General features: G+C 42.2%; 18 protein-coding genes. 9 read left to right on the top strand and 9 right to left on the bottom strand.

Going from position 1 to position 15950, the window contains the following annotated elements; translation table 11 throughout:
* Positions 1-120: 120 nt before the first annotated feature.
* A complete protein-coding gene (locus ACI4L0_RS06280) occupies positions 121-516 on the top strand; it encodes a hypothetical protein (RefSeq protein ID WP_439799316.1) in 396 nt (131 codons plus the stop codon).
* A gap of 662 nt (positions 517-1178) precedes the next feature.
* On the opposite strand, the gene ACI4L0_RS06275 is transcribed toward ACI4L0_RS06280, so the two are convergent.
* Positions 1179-2372, bottom strand: a complete 1194-nt coding sequence (locus ACI4L0_RS06275; protein WP_439799315.1) for a hypothetical protein — start codon at positions 2370-2372, stop codon at positions 1179-1181.
* Between the two features lie 115 nt (positions 2373-2487).
* Here ACI4L0_RS06275 and ACI4L0_RS06270 point away from each other — a divergent pair, with 115 nt between their 5' ends.
* Complete coding sequence (locus ACI4L0_RS06270; RefSeq protein WP_439799314.1) at positions 2488-3048, top strand: hypothetical protein; 561 nt, start codon at positions 2488-2490, stop codon at positions 3046-3048.
* 30 nt (positions 3049-3078) lie between these two features.
* On the opposite strand, the gene rny is transcribed toward ACI4L0_RS06270, so the two are convergent.
* Positions 3079-4614, bottom strand: a complete 1536-nt coding sequence (rny, locus tag ACI4L0_RS06265) for a ribonuclease Y (protein ID WP_439799313.1) — start codon at positions 4612-4614, stop codon at positions 3079-3081.
* A 163-nt stretch (positions 4615-4777) separates the two neighbouring features.
* Complete coding sequence (locus tag ACI4L0_RS06260) at positions 4778-5968, bottom strand: galactokinase (RefSeq protein WP_439799312.1); 1191 nt, start codon at positions 5966-5968, stop codon at positions 4778-4780.
* Positions 5969-6348: 380 nt separating this feature from the next.
* On the opposite strand from ACI4L0_RS06260, the gene rpsP reads away from it, so the two are divergent.
* The 7 genes from rpsP (at position 6349) to ACI4L0_RS06225 (ending at position 11496) form a co-directional block, all read left to right on the top strand.
* Positions 6349-6615, top strand: a complete 267-nt coding sequence (gene rpsP / locus ACI4L0_RS06255; RefSeq protein WP_439799311.1) for a 30S ribosomal protein S16 — start codon at positions 6349-6351, stop codon at positions 6613-6615.
* Between the two features lie 17 nt (positions 6616-6632).
* Positions 6633-6866: a KH domain-containing protein gene (locus tag ACI4L0_RS06250; RefSeq protein ID WP_439799310.1), complete on the top strand. Its 234-nt coding sequence runs from the start codon at positions 6633-6635 to the stop codon at positions 6864-6866.
* Entirely contained in the window at positions 6866-7471 is a 606-nt protein-coding gene (rimM, locus tag ACI4L0_RS06245; protein WP_439799309.1) for a ribosome maturation factor RimM, read from the top strand. Before ACI4L0_RS06250 ends, rimM begins: the two co-directional genes overlap by 1 nt.
* 5 nt (positions 7472-7476) lie before the next feature.
* Positions 7477-8295: a tRNA (guanosine(37)-N1)-methyltransferase TrmD gene (trmD, locus tag ACI4L0_RS06240; RefSeq protein ID WP_439799308.1), complete on the top strand. Its 819-nt coding sequence runs from the start codon at positions 7477-7479 to the stop codon at positions 8293-8295.
* A 2-nt stretch (positions 8296-8297) separates the two neighbouring features.
* A complete protein-coding gene (gene rplS / locus ACI4L0_RS06235; protein WP_439799307.1) occupies positions 8298-8762 on the top strand; it encodes a 50S ribosomal protein L19 in 465 nt (154 codons plus the stop codon).
* A gap of 279 nt (positions 8763-9041) precedes the next feature.
* Positions 9042-9479: a DUF3015 family protein gene (locus tag ACI4L0_RS06230; RefSeq protein ID WP_439799306.1), complete on the top strand. Its 438-nt coding sequence runs from the start codon at positions 9042-9044 to the stop codon at positions 9477-9479.
* 52 nt (positions 9480-9531) lie between these two features.
* Positions 9532-11496, top strand: a complete 1965-nt coding sequence (locus ACI4L0_RS06225) for an Lnb N-terminal periplasmic domain-containing protein (protein ID WP_439799305.1) — start codon at positions 9532-9534, stop codon at positions 11494-11496.
* Positions 11497-11500: 4 nt separating this feature from the next.
* Here ACI4L0_RS06225 and ACI4L0_RS06220 read toward each other — a convergent pair whose 3' ends face one another.
* From ACI4L0_RS06220 to ACI4L0_RS06195, 6 genes are all read right to left on the bottom strand, one after another.
* A complete protein-coding gene (locus ACI4L0_RS06220; RefSeq protein WP_439799304.1) occupies positions 11501-12556 on the bottom strand; it encodes a linear amide C-N hydrolase in 1056 nt (351 codons plus the stop codon).
* A 24-nt stretch (positions 12557-12580) separates the two neighbouring features.
* Positions 12581-12766, bottom strand: coding sequence for a hypothetical protein (locus ACI4L0_RS06215; RefSeq protein ID WP_439799303.1), 186 nt, complete (start codon positions 12764-12766; stop codon positions 12581-12583).
* Between the two features lie 79 nt (positions 12767-12845).
* Positions 12846-13847: a hypothetical protein gene (locus tag ACI4L0_RS06210; protein WP_439799302.1), complete on the bottom strand. Its 1002-nt coding sequence runs from the start codon at positions 13845-13847 to the stop codon at positions 12846-12848.
* Between the two features lie 84 nt (positions 13848-13931).
* Positions 13932-14204: a hypothetical protein gene (locus ACI4L0_RS06205; RefSeq protein WP_439799301.1), complete on the bottom strand. Its 273-nt coding sequence runs from the start codon at positions 14202-14204 to the stop codon at positions 13932-13934.
* Positions 14205-14216: 12 nt separating this feature from the next.
* A complete protein-coding gene (locus ACI4L0_RS06200) occupies positions 14217-15275 on the bottom strand; it encodes a PcfJ domain-containing protein (RefSeq protein WP_439799300.1) in 1059 nt (352 codons plus the stop codon).
* Complete coding sequence (locus ACI4L0_RS06195; protein ID WP_439799299.1) at positions 15199-15783, bottom strand: hypothetical protein; 585 nt, start codon at positions 15781-15783, stop codon at positions 15199-15201. The genes ACI4L0_RS06200 and ACI4L0_RS06195 overlap by 77 nt, the downstream gene beginning before the upstream one ends.
* Positions 15784-15950: the final 167 nt, after the last annotated feature.

Raw genomic sequence — 15950 nt, 5'->3', positions numbered from 1 at the left:
AAGAAAATGAAGAGTGGTAATATCATTAAATATTCTAGACTAATGTTTTGGTCTTTCACACTACTCTTACTGTTATGCAGTAGTTATAAACCCCGATTTTCTATAAAGGAGGTACGAAAGATGGAAACCCAAGCTTTATCTGGAAAATTTGAAGCAGCAACAAAACTATCAGATTATTTTGGGGTTGATTTACAAGATACTGCAAATCAAAAGTTTTGGAATTGTATTTGTTTTGAAAATAATCCTATAAAGGGAAGCTGGAATTTTGTTAACATAAATTTTATAGAAGATGGAAAATCTAAAAGATATCAGTACTTAATATTTTTATGTGAACAATATATAAAAGATCTTGAATCTGATTCTTTTATAATTAAAGAATACGAAGAATTGCATAGAAAGTTTTCAAATTTTGAATTTTTCTCTGATGATATCAGTACTACAGATAATATAACAGATGAAAATTATCAGTATTTGCATGATCTAGCTTTTTCAGGAAGTGGTTCTGCAGCATTGTAAATTGCGCAATTTTATGAAAATCAATGTGCACAAAATTTTTATTCAGATTATAACAGATTGTTGGAGATAGGTTGCAAATATAACCCTGCTGAAGAGAAATTTCCGTTATTTTGGTATAGAATAGGCGCTCAAAATGGAAATAAAGCGTGCATGAAAAAGTATGCAGAAATCTTAAAGCAAAGTGATGATGAATATGACAGATTACGTGCTGAATTTTGGGAAAAGAAGACAAAGAAATAACCACTACATCTAGCGTTTTCAGGTTGCCTGAAAACGCGGTATTTTCTTCCCACAAATAGCAATTTGTGGGAATTTATTGTAGAAAATCTAGAATCACTGTCATTAAAAAATTTTTCATAAATAGCACTATCCACCACCCCTGTACCGTCATAGGACTGTCTAAAAAACTATTGTCATGCTGAACTTGTTTCAGCATCTGTGCAGTACACAGCTCATAGATTCCGAAATAAATTCGAAATGACGCTATGCTCAAAACTTATCAGACAGCCCCGTATAATGCCACATAAATTTATATTGCTTTATAAGTAATTTTTAATAGTAAAAAAATCATTTGGAATAAAGGGCAGGCAAATATTTTCAAAATTGCCAATAGAGCAAATTTCGGGTTTTATAATTTCATAAAAAAGGAAACAGCAGAATTCCTAATAATTGTCCCACTTAAAATCATCAAAATCCTTTATCTGAACTTCGCAGCTGCCCCTGAAGCATTTCTCAAGCATTCTGATTGTGAGCGGCGGCTTGCTCCTGTAGTTCGGATTAAGGTAGACGTATGCGGAATAAAGGCTCTTATAATATTTTGAGCGGACACTGTTGTCATCAATAAAAACAATCCCAGCAATGCTCCTGGAAACATCGCAGACACGGACAGAATCAGTTTTATACGCGCTGGAATAATTTTTTGCCGCAGCCTGATTTTTTTCAAGCTCCATGAATGTGCGGCGGCTCAGGGAACGGTAAAACATATTATTGAAATTTCCAAAATCCACAGTTTCCTCATTGAACCAGGGATTCCGCACCATTGTTATAAGCGAATATTCATTGTCCACCAGCTTGTTTCCGTAGTCCAGAAATTTGTACCTGTAGGCCTGCGCCATGGCAAACGGAGAATAATCCTTTACAGTCATAAGCTCTCCCGGCCACCCTATTCTGAAATTGAACGCCAGCCCCGAGCCTGAAGAATACGAAACAAAATTCTTTCCGCTTTTCACTGCATTTTTCAAAAGGGTCTCAATCTCAGAGCGCCGGGAAACAAGGCAGTTTTTTACATCCAGATAATCAAGGCTTGAAAGGTTGTCAACGCCGATAAGAATATTCCTGCTGAATTCCCTTGCGGCATAGGCTTCCACGCTTTCAAAAATTTTATCAAACACAATCTGGTGCACACAGTTAAAGGACTTCACGTCTGTGAAAATTTTTCCGCTCTTCATAAAAAGGCACAGGTCAATATCGATTTTTTCCTTCTGCCCGTTCAGAGCCGGAATGCTCTGCCGGTGGCTTTTTATATCAAGAAGATTTATATAAGAAATTTCAGAAAATCCGGGAAACTGCGAATAAAAATCCAGAGCCACAATTTCACTGTAGGGGCCGGCCCACCCGGAATCCCTTGCCTCTCCGAGATTTTTCACACGCTCGCATATTGTATTCAAAGCCGCCTTGTCATTCTTGAATTTCTCGTTCAGACGGCTTAGCCTGTTTACAAAGTTGAACGCAAACATATTCATGGGGTAAACGGCAAGCGGCTGGATGCACTTGTTTGTGTTGAATTTTTTCTTGATGTGCTTTTTCACACCGAAAATTTCCAGTATGATTTTTTCAAGATTTTCTACATCTGTCATAGTAAAATCCTGTACTCAAAAAAACGTTTTGTCAAGGGAACTTCTGCAAGCTGCCGCTCCCCTGGAAAATTTTTCATGCTTGAAAAAAAATGCAAAAACAGTATAGTCTAAATCTATGAAGAAGCGGTTTAAGGCTGTTTTTGCTGTGTTGCTTTTTTCTTTTATCATGCAGGCGCACTCCCAGACAGAGCAGCAGAAGGAATCACAGTCAGTTCTTTCTTTTGACACAGCTTTTTTTATTTCCACCCACATGAAAAACGGATTCGGACTTGGCTTTACATACGAGCGTCTGGTTCATCCCTGCCTTTCGCTGACGGGAGGATTTTCCACAGGCAAGCTATGGACTGAAAACAACACAAAATGCATTCTGGTGGGAATTTCACTTGGAACAAACTATTATCCGCTTGCAATGGGACTTGAAAAATTCTACATCGGGGTGTCCTGCTCCTCCGAATTTCTGAACTACAGCACAAGCGAAGATATAGAAAAAAAAGACGACACCGTTACAAGCATCACTCCAAAAATCGGCTGGAAACAGTATTTCTTTAAAAGACACCTGATGCTGGATTTTTACACAGGATACAAGCTGATTATCGCAAACACAAACAACTATGCAAAAAATGAAAATTTAATTTCCCACGGATTTTCCGGCGGAATAAAATTCAAGCTGCAATAAAAAAAGAGGCCGTTTCCAGCCTCCTTTATATCAGCGTGCATATTCGATAATGCGCGTTTCTCTTATCATTGTAATCTTGATTCTTCCAGGATAGCGCAAATCTGTTTCAATCTGCTTTGCAATCTGCTTTGCAAGATCCTTTACCTGCTCATCCGGAATTTTATCATTGTTCACAAGAATACGAAGCTCACGGCCAGCCTGAATTGCATAAGCCTGCTCCACGCCATTAAATTTCTTTGCAGTTTCCTCAAGATTTTCAAGGCGCTTTACATAATTGTCCACGGTTTCACGGCGTGCGCCGGGACGGGCTGCGCTTATGGCATCCGCAATCTGGACAATAACAGCCTCTATTGTCTGAGGCTCGCAGTCATTGTGGTGCGCCTCAATCGCATTTACAATCCGAGGATCTTCTCCGAGCTTGCGAGCCATTTCTGCTCCAACTTCGGCATGGTTCTGATCGCTGTCATTTTCAGCGCCCTTTCCAATGTCATGGAGCAAAGCCGCGCGTTTTGCAAGCTCACGGTTCGCGCCCACTTCAGCAGCAAGAAGACTTGCAAGCTCCGCAACTTCCTTGGAGTGGGTAAGAACATTCTGACCATAGCTTGTTCTAAAATAAAGCCGGCCGATTGCCTTTACAGCCTCCTGGCTCAGGCTGTGCAGACCAAGCTCAAACAGAGCCTTTTCGCCTTCCTCGTAAATCTTCTGCTGAATTTCACGGGTAACTTTCTGAACAATTTCCTCTATGCGCGCAGGATGAATTCTTCCATCTATAATAAGCCGCTCAAGGGCAACACGTGCAATTTCCTTGCGCACAGGGTCAAAACAGCTTATAACAACAGCTTCTGGAGTATCATCGATTATAATATCAACACCGGTCAGAGTTTCAAGGGAGCGTATATTGCGACCCTCGCGTCCGATAATCCGGCCTTTCATTTCATCGCTTGGAAGTGAAACTGTTGCAACGGTAATTTCACTTGTGGTTTCTGTGGCTATTCTCTGAATCGCTGAAACAAGAATTTCCTGAGCCTTTTTTTCGGCATTGAGCTGTGCTTCCTGGTCAATCTTATTAAGCAGGCTCTGCGCATCATGCCGGGCATCATTTTCAAGGTTCTTGATTATAAGAGCCTTCGCTTCCTCCGCAGTGAGCTCAGAAATACGCTCAAGCTCAACACGGAGCCTTCCCTCTTCTTCTGTAAGGCGGGCCTCGCGCTTATGAAGTTCCGCAAGATTGGCGGAAAATTCCCTGTCGCGCTGCTCAAACTCCTGGTTTCTCTGCTCCAGAAGCTCTTCTTTTTTATTCAACCGACTTTCATAACGCTGCAATTCTGTACGGCGCTCACGGTTCTCCCTTTCCTGCTGATTACGGTCCTGAATGAGTTGTTCTTTTGCCTGAAGCAGAATTTCCTTTTTTTGAGCCTCTGCCTCTTTTATTGCATCCTGTTTAACGCGCTCGGCTTTTTGTTCCGAAGCGGAAAGTTGAAATCTGGCATAAATCCAGCGAATTATCCATCCAAGAAGTATTCCCGCTAAAGGGAGAACAATGAACAATATCAAATTAATTGACATATCATTTTCTCCTATTATTTAGTTAGAATAATTGACTTATTATACTAATATATAAGGAAAAGAATGTCAAATGCAAACTTTTTACGCCATAAGCACCCGGAATTCGCGCCGGAAAATACAAAAAATGCGCCGGCCAGCATAAAAAGCCAGCCAGCGCACTCTCCTATTTACAGCTGAACCGTGAAACTCCGTCTCCGCTCTCGCAGTCAAAGAACGAAGCCTCGTAGCCCACAGCCGCTTTGTATGCCCGCTGAACATTTTCCACAAAGCTGTCTATCTTATCCTTGTGCACAAGCGCAATTCCGCAGCCACCGAATCCAGCGCCGGTCATGCGCGCGCCAAGGCATCCATCCTGCTTCTGGGCGGTTTCCGCAAGAGTATCAAGCTCAATGCCCGTAACCTCGTAGTCATTCTTCAGGGAAGCATGGCTTTCGTTCAAAAGCTGCCCCAGCCGCTCCAAATTTCCGGCGCGAAGAGAGGCGACGGCATCCTTAACACGCTGATTTTCATATACACAGTGAGCAGCTCTTTTTGCAAGAAGCTCATCCGTTACAAGCCCCTTTGAATTTTCCCACTGCTCCGGGGAAAGCTCACACAGCGCGGAAATCTTCACTCCTCCGTCCTGCAGCTGCTTCAATGCCTGCTCGCACTGGCTTCTGCGCTCATTGTATTTGCTGTCTGCAAGGCGGCGCTGCTTGTTTGTGTTCATTACAACAAACCGGAAGTCCCCAAGCTCAAGCGGAACATACTCGTAGTTCAGGGTGTCGCAGTCAAGCACAACGGCAGTGTTCTTTTTTCCCGTTGCGATTATAAACTGATCCATTATTCCGCAGTTTACATTCATGAACCTGTGCTCGCTCATCTGGCCGAGCTTTGCGATTTCAACACGGCTGATTCCAAAACCGAATGTTTCGCTCACGGCATAGGCAAATCCGCACTCAAGGGCTGACGAGGACGAAATTCCGCCGGCGGAAGGAACATTGCTTACCATTAATACTTCAAATCCGCAGTCAAAATGAAAGCCCCTTTCCTTCATCTGCGAAAGAATTCCGTTAAGGTAATTGGCATATCCGTTTTCCTTGGAGTAGGAAAAGTCATCGTTGATGTCGAATTTGTATTCCCCAGGAAATTTCAAGTCGTTATAGACAACCTTTGTGTCGCCTCTCTTTCTGACAGCAACATAAAGGTAGCGGTTTATCGCAGCAGGAAAAACCTTTCCGCCGTTGTAATCGATATGCTCGCCGATAATATTTATTCTTGCAGGCGAGGAAAAAACCTGTACAGAATCTTCTGTTCCGCCGTAAACCTTTACAAAATCAGCAGGAAGCGACCTTGGATCATACAATGCAGCCATTTGAAACCTCTTAATTCAAGAATCAGGCCATCCCGATTTTCACAAGATGCCTTAAAGCCGCCCGGAAAACTGAAAAGCTTCCCGAATCTCGCTTATGGAATCATGATAACAAAGAATTTTTCAGTTAGCAAGTTTTACAAAAACCACTAGAGCAATCAGTTGCGCAGTTTCCGGGGAAACACAGGAACAAGACAGCATAACCAAGAGATGATAAATTTCTTCTATAAATAAGAGAAAATTTCACAGAAAGAACGGCCCGCAAATCAATTTTACTCTTGAATTTGAGGCATGTTTTCACTAAAATAATGGCTCACACTGTTTAGTGTGAAAAATCATCTTGGATCTCGACCCCATTCGCGAGAGATCCTGGGAGGAAAAAATTGGTCAAAATCAGACTAAAGAAGATGGGCACAAAAAAACGCCCGGACTACCGTATTGTAGTTCTTGAAGCATCAAAGCCACGTGACGGCGCAACAATCGAAGAAATCGGTCAGTACCATCCACTCGCAGCGGAAGGAAGCCAGAGTTCTTTCAACGAAGAGCGCGCCAAATACTGGATCAGCGTTGGAGCTCAGCCTACAGAAATCGTCAAGAAGATTTTCAGACAGGGCGGTTTGGCTGCTGACGGAACAAAAATAACCAAATAAATTACAGGGAGCACACCATGGAAAAAGACCTGATTGAATTTATAGCAAAGTCATTGGTCGATGATCCAAATGCAGTCTCTGTAACAGAAACCGAAGGCGAGCGCGGGCCTGTTCTTCAGCTGAGCGTTGCTCAAGGTGATATTGGTAAGGTTATTGGCAAATACGGTCGTATTGCAAAAGCTCTGCGTACTGTTCTGAGCGCAACGTCAAACAAGGACGGAAAGCGTTACAGCCTGGAAATTCTGGACTAATGGCATCGAAGGCGATGACAGAGCGATTTGTAGTTGGTATTGTCCGCGGTTCACATGGAATAACGGGCGAATTCAAAGTGGAAAGCACTTCCGGCGAGTATGAGCATTTTGCTGATATGGAAGAAGTTGCTTTGACAGATGGAACAGCTGAAAAAAAATACAAGGTTGAATCAACCAAGGCGGCTGCATCTACTCTGTACATGAAGCTAGAGGGAATAAATTCACCTGAGGAAGCCGCAGTACTCAACGGGTGGAAGATCGTAGTTCCCCGCAAGAATGCTCACAAACTGCAAAAAAATGAGTGGTATATCGAGGATTTAAAAGGATGCTCGGTATGGTACAAAAAGGAAACGGCGGATAATACCGCACCGGCGCTGGATGAAAATTCAGTTGTTGGAACAGTCACAAACGTAATGGAAGGCGGATCAGGTTATCTCGTTGAGATTTTGCTGTCCGAGGCTTGCAGTTTTCTGGATACTTCGCTCAAGCTCAATAAAAACGGCGGAGCAAGAACAGTTCTTGTTCCTTTTAAAGACAATTTTATTGGCAGGGTCGATGTTGAAAATAAAACAATGCAGCTCATGCACCTCTGGATTCTGGAGTAACTCCTATGAAATTTACCGTGCTGACCTTGTTTCCTGAAATTCCGCGCGCTTTTTTTTCAAGCTCGATCATGGCGAAAGCGGTTGAAAAGGGAATTATTGCCTACGATTTGGTTAATATCAGGGATTTTGCCTTCGATAGACACCACACTTGTGATGACGCTCCTTACGGCGGAGGCGCAGGACAGCTTTTGCTTCCCGAGCCTTTAGGACTGGCCTTGGAAAGTGTAGAAGCATACAAAAAGACGAAGCATGTTATTTATGTTACGCCGAGCGGAAAGCCTTTTACACAGAAAAAAGCCCAGGAACTCAGCCAGAAAGAAGAAATTGTCTTGATTTGCGGAAGATATGAAGGCATTGACCAGCGTATCATCGACTTCTATGTGGACGAGGAAATCTCAATAGGAGATTACGTAATGTCCAGCGGTGAAATTGCGGCGACAGTTATTGTCGACAGTGTTTACAGGCTTATAGAAGGCGTGATAACCAGCGAATCGCTAGACGAAGAAAGCTTTTCGGGCAACCTTTTGGAATATCCCCAGTATACAAGGCCGAATGTATACAAAGGCATGGAAGTGCCGCCTGTATTAAGCAGCGGAAACCATGAAGAAATCCGAAAGTGGCGGCTTTTCAAGAGCCTGCAAAAAACCCTGCGGAACAGGCCTGACCTGATTCAAAAAGCAAGGGCTGAAGGTACTCTTACAAAAGAAGCAGAAAAAATGATCGAGGAACTTACGGATTTTGTAACATACAAAAACGACCGCAAGCAAAACAGCAAGCTGCGCTCTATTCAGACAAGAACAGAAGCCAGTAAAAACAGGAGATAAAAATGGATCTTATAAAGACTATTGAAGAACAGCAGAAAAAGCCTAACGCTGAATGTTTCGGTGTAGGAGACACTGTAAAAGTTCACTTTGAGATTATCGAAGGAAAAACAAAGCGCATTCAGATTTATGAAGGTCTTGTAATCTGCTTTAAGAATTCTGGAATTTCAAAGACATTCACAGTTCGCAAGATCAGCTACGGTGTCGGAGTAGAGCGTGTATTTCCGCTTAACAGCCCGCGCATCATAAAGGTTGAGATTGTACGCCTTGGAAAAGTCCGCCGCTCAAAGATTTATTATGTGCGCGACAAGGTTGGAAAGGCTGCCAAAATCAAGGAGCTCCTTGGACCAAAGGCAAACGCAAAGCTTGCCGCAGCAAAGGCTATCAATGCCGCAGCAGACCAGAGGGAAGCTCAGATTAACGCAGAGCACAAAGCTGAAGAAGCTGCCGCTGCAAATTCAAAGAAATAAATCATCCGCATAGGAAAATAAAAAGCATTTGTCCAGCAAGGCAAGTGGAAGAACATTCCGCCACACAGCCTGCTGGACATATTTTTTTGCACCGCGATTGCCCCGCGCCAAATTCCGTTTTCCGCCAGAGCATTTCACGGTGCAACCTAAGCATCCACTGAAATTCACAAAAAACGCTCTTCTTGACTTTTTTAAGCATATACTTCATAATAGTTTTATATAAGGCGAAAGTATAACGTATGTTATGCATTTCCCATAAGATTTTTTGGAGGTTCTTTTATGAAGAAAATTGCAGCAGTTGTATTTGCAGCAGCAATGGCACTTTCTACAAGTGCATTTGCTACAAAAGTAGGTCCAGGTCTTGGATATGTTATTTTCGGACAGAAAAATGGTCCTATGTATGACTTGATTGCAGCAACAACAAACGGTACATTCTGTTCCCAGTTCTTCGCTATTACATTCGGAACATCTGGATACAGCGGCGGATTTATCGGAATGGAAGAAACTGACAAGTTCATTGCAGATAACATGGATGCTCTTGCAGCTGACATCGCTATGGGAGAAGGTGAATACATCGACACACTTTCTGCAATGCTCAACGTTTCTGACAGCGCAGCTTTCAAGTCTGCACTTCAGGCAAATTTTGACAACATCTTCTCTTCTTCAGAAGTATCTGCAGAAGAAGTAAGCAGCAAGATCTATTCTCTTGTTGGCTAAATTGAGCTTTTTGTTCAATTCTACAGGGTACGGCAAAAAAGCTGTGCCCTGTTTGTTTTTTATAGCATCCCTGTTTTTTCTATCTCCTCTATACGCTGACAACGATCCGAATTCTTCAGAAGGCGAACTGCCGTCAACATTCTCAGACAAGCTGGACAGCATCTCAAAAGTTGCCCCTATAGAACCGGCGGAAGGCTACGAGCAGAAGGCAAGTGAAACAGTCCGCAGGGCAAATGACCTGAAGCTTTACGAGGCTCCATACTGGAAAACCCTTTTGCATTACAAGCGTTCTCTTTTCCATAAAAACAAGAGCCTTGTGGACGACCCGCTTTTTTTCTGCGCCAAAAACGGCAAGACAAATCCAAAGGCGGAGCTTGAGGCAACTATAAAGGCATTTTTTTCACCTGCGCCCAAGCCGGACGAAAGGCATGCAATCGAGCGTTTTCCAGGCAGATTCAAATGGCTGTGCACCCAGCTGAACCTTTCAGAAAGCGATTTTCCATATAACGGGGATGCCCTTTACCGCTCTATCATCGAAAAAGTCAAGCCGGGAGACACATACCTTGTTTTTCCAACGGGCTTTCTAAAAAATCCGGCGTCAGTATTCGGACATACATTTCTTTTGGTAGAGTCGCAGGGAACAACGCGGCTTCTTGCAAATTCCATAAATTACGGCGCGGTTACAAATATTTCAGGCGGAGTCACTTATGCGCTGCTGGGGCTTTTCGGTGGATTCCGGGGGTATTTCGGCTTCGTCCCCTATTACGAAAAAATAAAGCAGTATGCAAACATGGATATGCGCGACATCTGGGAATACCGCCTTGACTTCACGGAAGAAGAAAAGGACAGAATGCTCCGCCATGTCTTTGATCTTTCAGGAATTTACTCACGCTATTTTTTTATAAGCGAAAACTGTTCGTACAACCTGCTGTTTCTGATTGAAGCAGCCCGTCCGCAGACAGACATTACAAATGTTCTAAGCGGAGTTGTAGAGCCTATTGAAACAGTAAAAACAATCTACAGGCTGGGACTTGCACAGCAGGCTGAATACAGGCCTTCTATATATTCAAAAGTTGAAATCCAAAAGCCAGCTCTCACGCGAAAACAAAACCGCTATATAAAAGATGTCTGTCTGGGCAAAAAGACAGTCCAGGACTTTCCATTTCAGGATGAACCACCTGAAATTCAGGCGCAAATATGGAACCTCGCATCAGATTATCTTACCGCGCTTTTGAACAGCAGAAAAATCACACCAGAAGAATACAGGCCAAGGTTTGTCCAGGTGCTTTCAGCCAGACGGAAGCTTGGAAAAATAGAACTGCCTGAAACAAGCCAGGCACCGCAATCGCCGGAAAATGCCCACGGCTCCAAGAAAATTTCGGTTCACGGCGGAAAAGACAGGGAAGGCGCATACACCGGTCTTGAATTCAGGCTGACAGCGCATGAGCAGCTTGAACGCCCGGCAGGATACTCGTCAAATTCAGAGCTTGTATTCGGTGACATCGATGTGCGTTATAATATCGAGGACAAAAAGTTTTATCTAAAAAAAGCCCTGATTGCCTCTGTGGTTTCGCTTCCAGTTTCAGACCTGTATTTTTTCAACAGCGCAATGAGCATTACAGCCGGCTTCGACTCCAACCCCAATGAAGATAAAAAGGAAGACCTTGCATTCAGGGCAAAGGCGATGTTCGGAACAAGCATACTTCCTGCGCCCTGGTTTCAGCCGTATATTCTGGCGGGAGCAGACTCATATTTTTCACCGGAATACACGAATTTCACAGACCTTCTTCTGGGAGCGGAGGCAGGATTTATAACCACATTCGGTGTATGGAAAAATAAAATTTCAGCATCGGCAATGCAGTCGCCGTTTGACAGGGAGCATTTCAGAGGCTTTATCAGGGCAGACGAATGTGCCGCGCTCAGCCAAAACACCGCACTTAAAGCAGGATATTCACTCAACACAGACTGGGGAAGCTGGTGGCAGGAATTCACAGTTTCTTTCAGCGCATATTTCTAGTCGATTATTTGCCGGACGGAACTTGAACTGCAAGCTCCTTTTCAAAGTCTGCGGAAAAATAATAGCGCGCGGTTTTCTGTTCATTTTCATAAATTATAGACCAGCGTGTCTGCCACTGCCCAATGACCTGAGCCACAGAAGAAAGAGCCTCCTTTACTTCCTGAGTCGACAATACGCCATTCGATTCTTCCCATAATGCGCGGAGCCGGTTCCATCGCAGCATGGAAGATTCTCCGCCCGCTGAAATATCAGAGCCGGATGTATTGAAATTTGTAAGAACAGGAGTGTCAACAACAACAATCTGTCCGCCGCAGAATTCAACTGCCACTGAATTTCCGGCTGCATCAGAAATAGCAAGGTGATGGGAAATTCCCCCTGAAGGAAAAATATCATACTGCTTCAAAATTTCAACAGCCTCGGAAACTGTAGCAGCCTTGTTCAAAATCATCCTGATTGCAACTGTAACAGTCAAATTGGGCTTATCCGTATCAACTGTATGCATGCCGCCCTCGTTCACTTCAAGATCTGCGACACACAAGCCGGCCTCATTAATCCCATCCATGGGAACAAAAAGAGAGCTTAAGGCAAGCATTTTTACAGGAAAAGTATCGGGCAGAACAGAAGGGCTGCCAGTGATGTTTGAAAATTCGCATGTTGAAACAGAAGCATATCCGTTTTTTGGAATGCACTTTACAATCAGCACAGCAGGCTCATACCAGTCAAAATTGCGCCCCCAAATCATTCCGCCTTCAGGAGTCCGGGCTGAAATAGTGCTGCATCCCGGATTCGCCGGTTCCACAGGAAAAGTATAAAAACCATGAGAAATATAGCGGCTCAAAACAGAAGCCAGCTCAGCGTCAGATTTAATATCGCTGCATGCAATTTCATCCAGATGATAATCATTATCAAACTGAATCATATACACAGGTATCGGAGCATCCAGTTTTTTTATGCTGGAAGCAATTTTTATTTCAGTGAAGAACATAAAAAACAGGGCAATAAAAACAGCCAAAATAAAAACGGCAACCGAACAGACAACAAGCACAGGCTTACAAATCATCATAAAACTCCCAAAAAAAAGAAATCAACGAGGAGTATTAGCCTCTTCGTAATCAACAAGAATATTTCCATCATCAGATTTTTCAACGCTGTTTATAAAATATCTGTCGTAATTCGTCACCATTTTTTCCTTTCCGTTTACAGATATTATTCCATAATCAGAAATCAACCATTGATCATATTCTGTCCAATTTGAAAATTCTTTTTGCATATCATAATTATACATATTTATAAAGGAGAATCAACATAAGGAAAACTCGGAATGCGGCTGTCATTTTATGATATGCCGTTTATTTTTTGAGTTTTTCAGGCTTTAATATCTTCAATGCCGCCAGTTCATAAGTTGCTTCCGAATGTCCTTTATTATTTTCTTCTTTATGAACGATAGAGCCCTGACTGTCAGAACCAGTATCAGTACATTCTTTTAAAGAAGCTTTTAAGTCTTTTTTTAACTCTTTTACAGTATCTTTATAAAACTTTACCGCTTGCTTATAACTCATATCATTCATTTCAACATAACAGGTATTTGAACTTATAATTTCCTGCCCTGAATGAATTTTATAGGTACAGGCAATGCGGTAAGATGGTATCTGGAATTCTGCGCTGTTTTTGAATTTAAGGGCATCCAGAAAGCTGATTGAATCAAGCAAAACATAATCCATTGCATGAGATATGATGATGTCTTTGTTATTGATTACAAACTTTTTGATACTTTCAAGCTGTCCGTCTGTAAGGGAACATTTTTCACGAGGTTCCAGTAAACGCGGATTCTGGCTGATTGTAATACATAAATATTTTTCATTTCCGGGATCACGAAAACGCACTACATTTTCATAAGCAACTTTTCCCTCTTGCGTAAGATACGGTTCTCGCGGCCAGAATGATGCACATCCGCAGAAAACCTTGCAAGGCAGATTCAGCTGAGGAATACGGTCAGGACAAACTGCCGTAGAAAAAAATCCGAAGTATTCATAATGATACAAGTCAGCCATTACTTCATACATCTGGTCTAGAATTGTTTTGAATTCCGCTGCAACGGAAGATGTCCTGTCTGCAAAACGCTCCCATTTCATCAGGCTGATTTTGATTTCAAAATAACAGTCAATAACAAGAGAACTGTTAAACTCATTTACAACTGCAAAGGAATCGAACAATGATTTCAGAGATTTCATTGCAGCCGGAATGTGGTTTTCATTGTCATGATTAATCAAATCATCAGTAAGAGAAGAAAGTATTTTTAAAAACTCTTTTGCGCTTGCATCATGATTCATTTTTATTTTTTTCCCGCTCATAATATCCCCTGCTATGTGTCTGAATGCTTAAAGCCTTGAACTAGCCGTTTTTTAAATTTGGATTAAACTTTAAATCAGGAAATATTAATTAGCAATGCTCTTTTTTTTATTTCCATCCAGTTTCTGGTCTGCATTGCTTCCAATAACCGCATCTACAATCTCTTTGACAACAGAATAGCGTTTTTCTACAGGCAGCGTAGAAAGAAAATATTGAAAAGCCTGATTATTCTGCATTTCAAGCTTGAGTTTTTCAAGAGCCTGCTCTTTCGGAAGGCCTTCATCAACATAACCAAAACCACATAGTCCGCCCGGCATAAAAGCAGTTCCGTAAACAGTTTTCATATCTGATACCTCCATAAAAACATAATTTTAGTCAGCTGGCGCACATCTGCGGGAAAAAGCTTTCCGTCTGGCAATATGCTTTTCATAACACCATTCTGAATATGCTTCAAATGCTTCTCCCTGTAATTCCTGATTACAAGGCCCAAAAGCCTGCCTGATAGAAAAAGAAGGAGTTACCTCAATGCAGATTTTATATTTACCTTTATGCACAGCATACACAATTGTTGAACGACGATTACGAACCGCCTCTGCATATCCCCAGCCGACACAGTTTTTCATTTCACTGCCAATTACTTTGAGAGTAAGAGAATCCTTTGCCACAAAGAAACAATACCTGTCTTCGTCAGGCACAGGAACATGCTCTTTATTTGCATTTATCCGAAAAGCCTCACCGGCCTTGTATTCCAGAGCAAGAAAAGGCTGCTCAATTTCAAAAACTTCATTTTCATCAACAGCTTTTTTCCATTCATTACTCCTAATTTCTTCCGCTCTCTCAGCAGCCATTTGATTATTCCGCCTCATAAGAAAATCATGAGTATAACGATTAAACCCTTCACTGAGAATCTGACGTTTTTCGCGGTCAGTAAGATGTCCTGCACAGCCCGAATACATCTGAATACCATCAGTAACATATACGTTTGAAATATCTTCATCACTCAAGTAACCGACAGTCCTTTCAAGAGAATTCCAGACAGTTTTCTGGTTCGTAATTTCAAGCATGTCATGAACAAACAGACGAAGCGGATTACGGACAGGATAATCAATCTCCCCTTCAGAAATCGAAATCATATAAGACTTAAAAAACGCATACCATTTTGGAGTTGCACTCTTCATCAGAAGATTAACATCCGTAATTCCCAGATCCTTAACGGCAGCATAACTTATAATTCCCTGCGGAAATTTCTGGTAAAGCTTGCGCACGCTCTTTGACGGCCTGATTCCAAGACTTGCAAACATTTCATTTTCTGCATTGGGAGTATCGCCTGAAGAAATGGAAGTAAAATCTGCATCATAAGGATTCAGCCCCCAGTGACGGGAAATCACAAAAAAATTCACATTGAACGGACAAAGCATATAGCCGAGCAAAAGAGGAAACCCCCTTGAGGGACGACATAACAGAAGGCTTTATTCCATACAGATTTTTGTATTCTTCACCAATTTCATTAATAAATTGCTCGGTAAGTTCGCTGCAAAGCTGACCCGAAATTTCTTCACACTTGAAAGTTTCCTTGCCGTTTTTGTAAAGACGCTTTTTGCCTAAATCAAGCTCAAAAGAGTTTTCCATAAGCTTGCGGTAATTAGTAGCCACAGCCTGCGACTGAATACGGATATAATAGATTTTATCACGGCGGGAAATATCATAACCATAACAAAAAACACTGTCATTCTGAGTAAACGGCCCTGTATAAAGTTTACCGCACTCCGATTTCAGCACATTCTGCGAAAAAGCCAGAATATTTTCCCACCGCCGGCAAGAACGGCACCACACCTTCATCAGCTTAGTATCAACAATCGTCGGAAAAGCTGAAAGCGGTTCAGAAACAGACGGAATGAAATTGTTTTGTTTAATGTTATAAGTCCAGTATCTTTCCATAGCTTATAATATAATGCGAAAAAGTATCATTTAATGATATTCAAAAAAAATTTCTGTATATCCATGTTAGAATTCCTTTTCACATTATACCATAAATCAATGGACAGGCGCAAAAAAAAAGCCCCCGGGCAGGGAGCCCGGGAGCGGTGTGTATGAAAGAAGCCGGC

This window comes from Treponema sp. (assembly GCF_051883275.1).
Lineage (GTDB): Bacteria > Spirochaetota > Spirochaetia > Treponematales > Treponemataceae > Treponema_D.
Note: the sequence above shows the minus strand (reverse complement) of the source record. Positions and strands in the feature narration are given on the sequence as shown.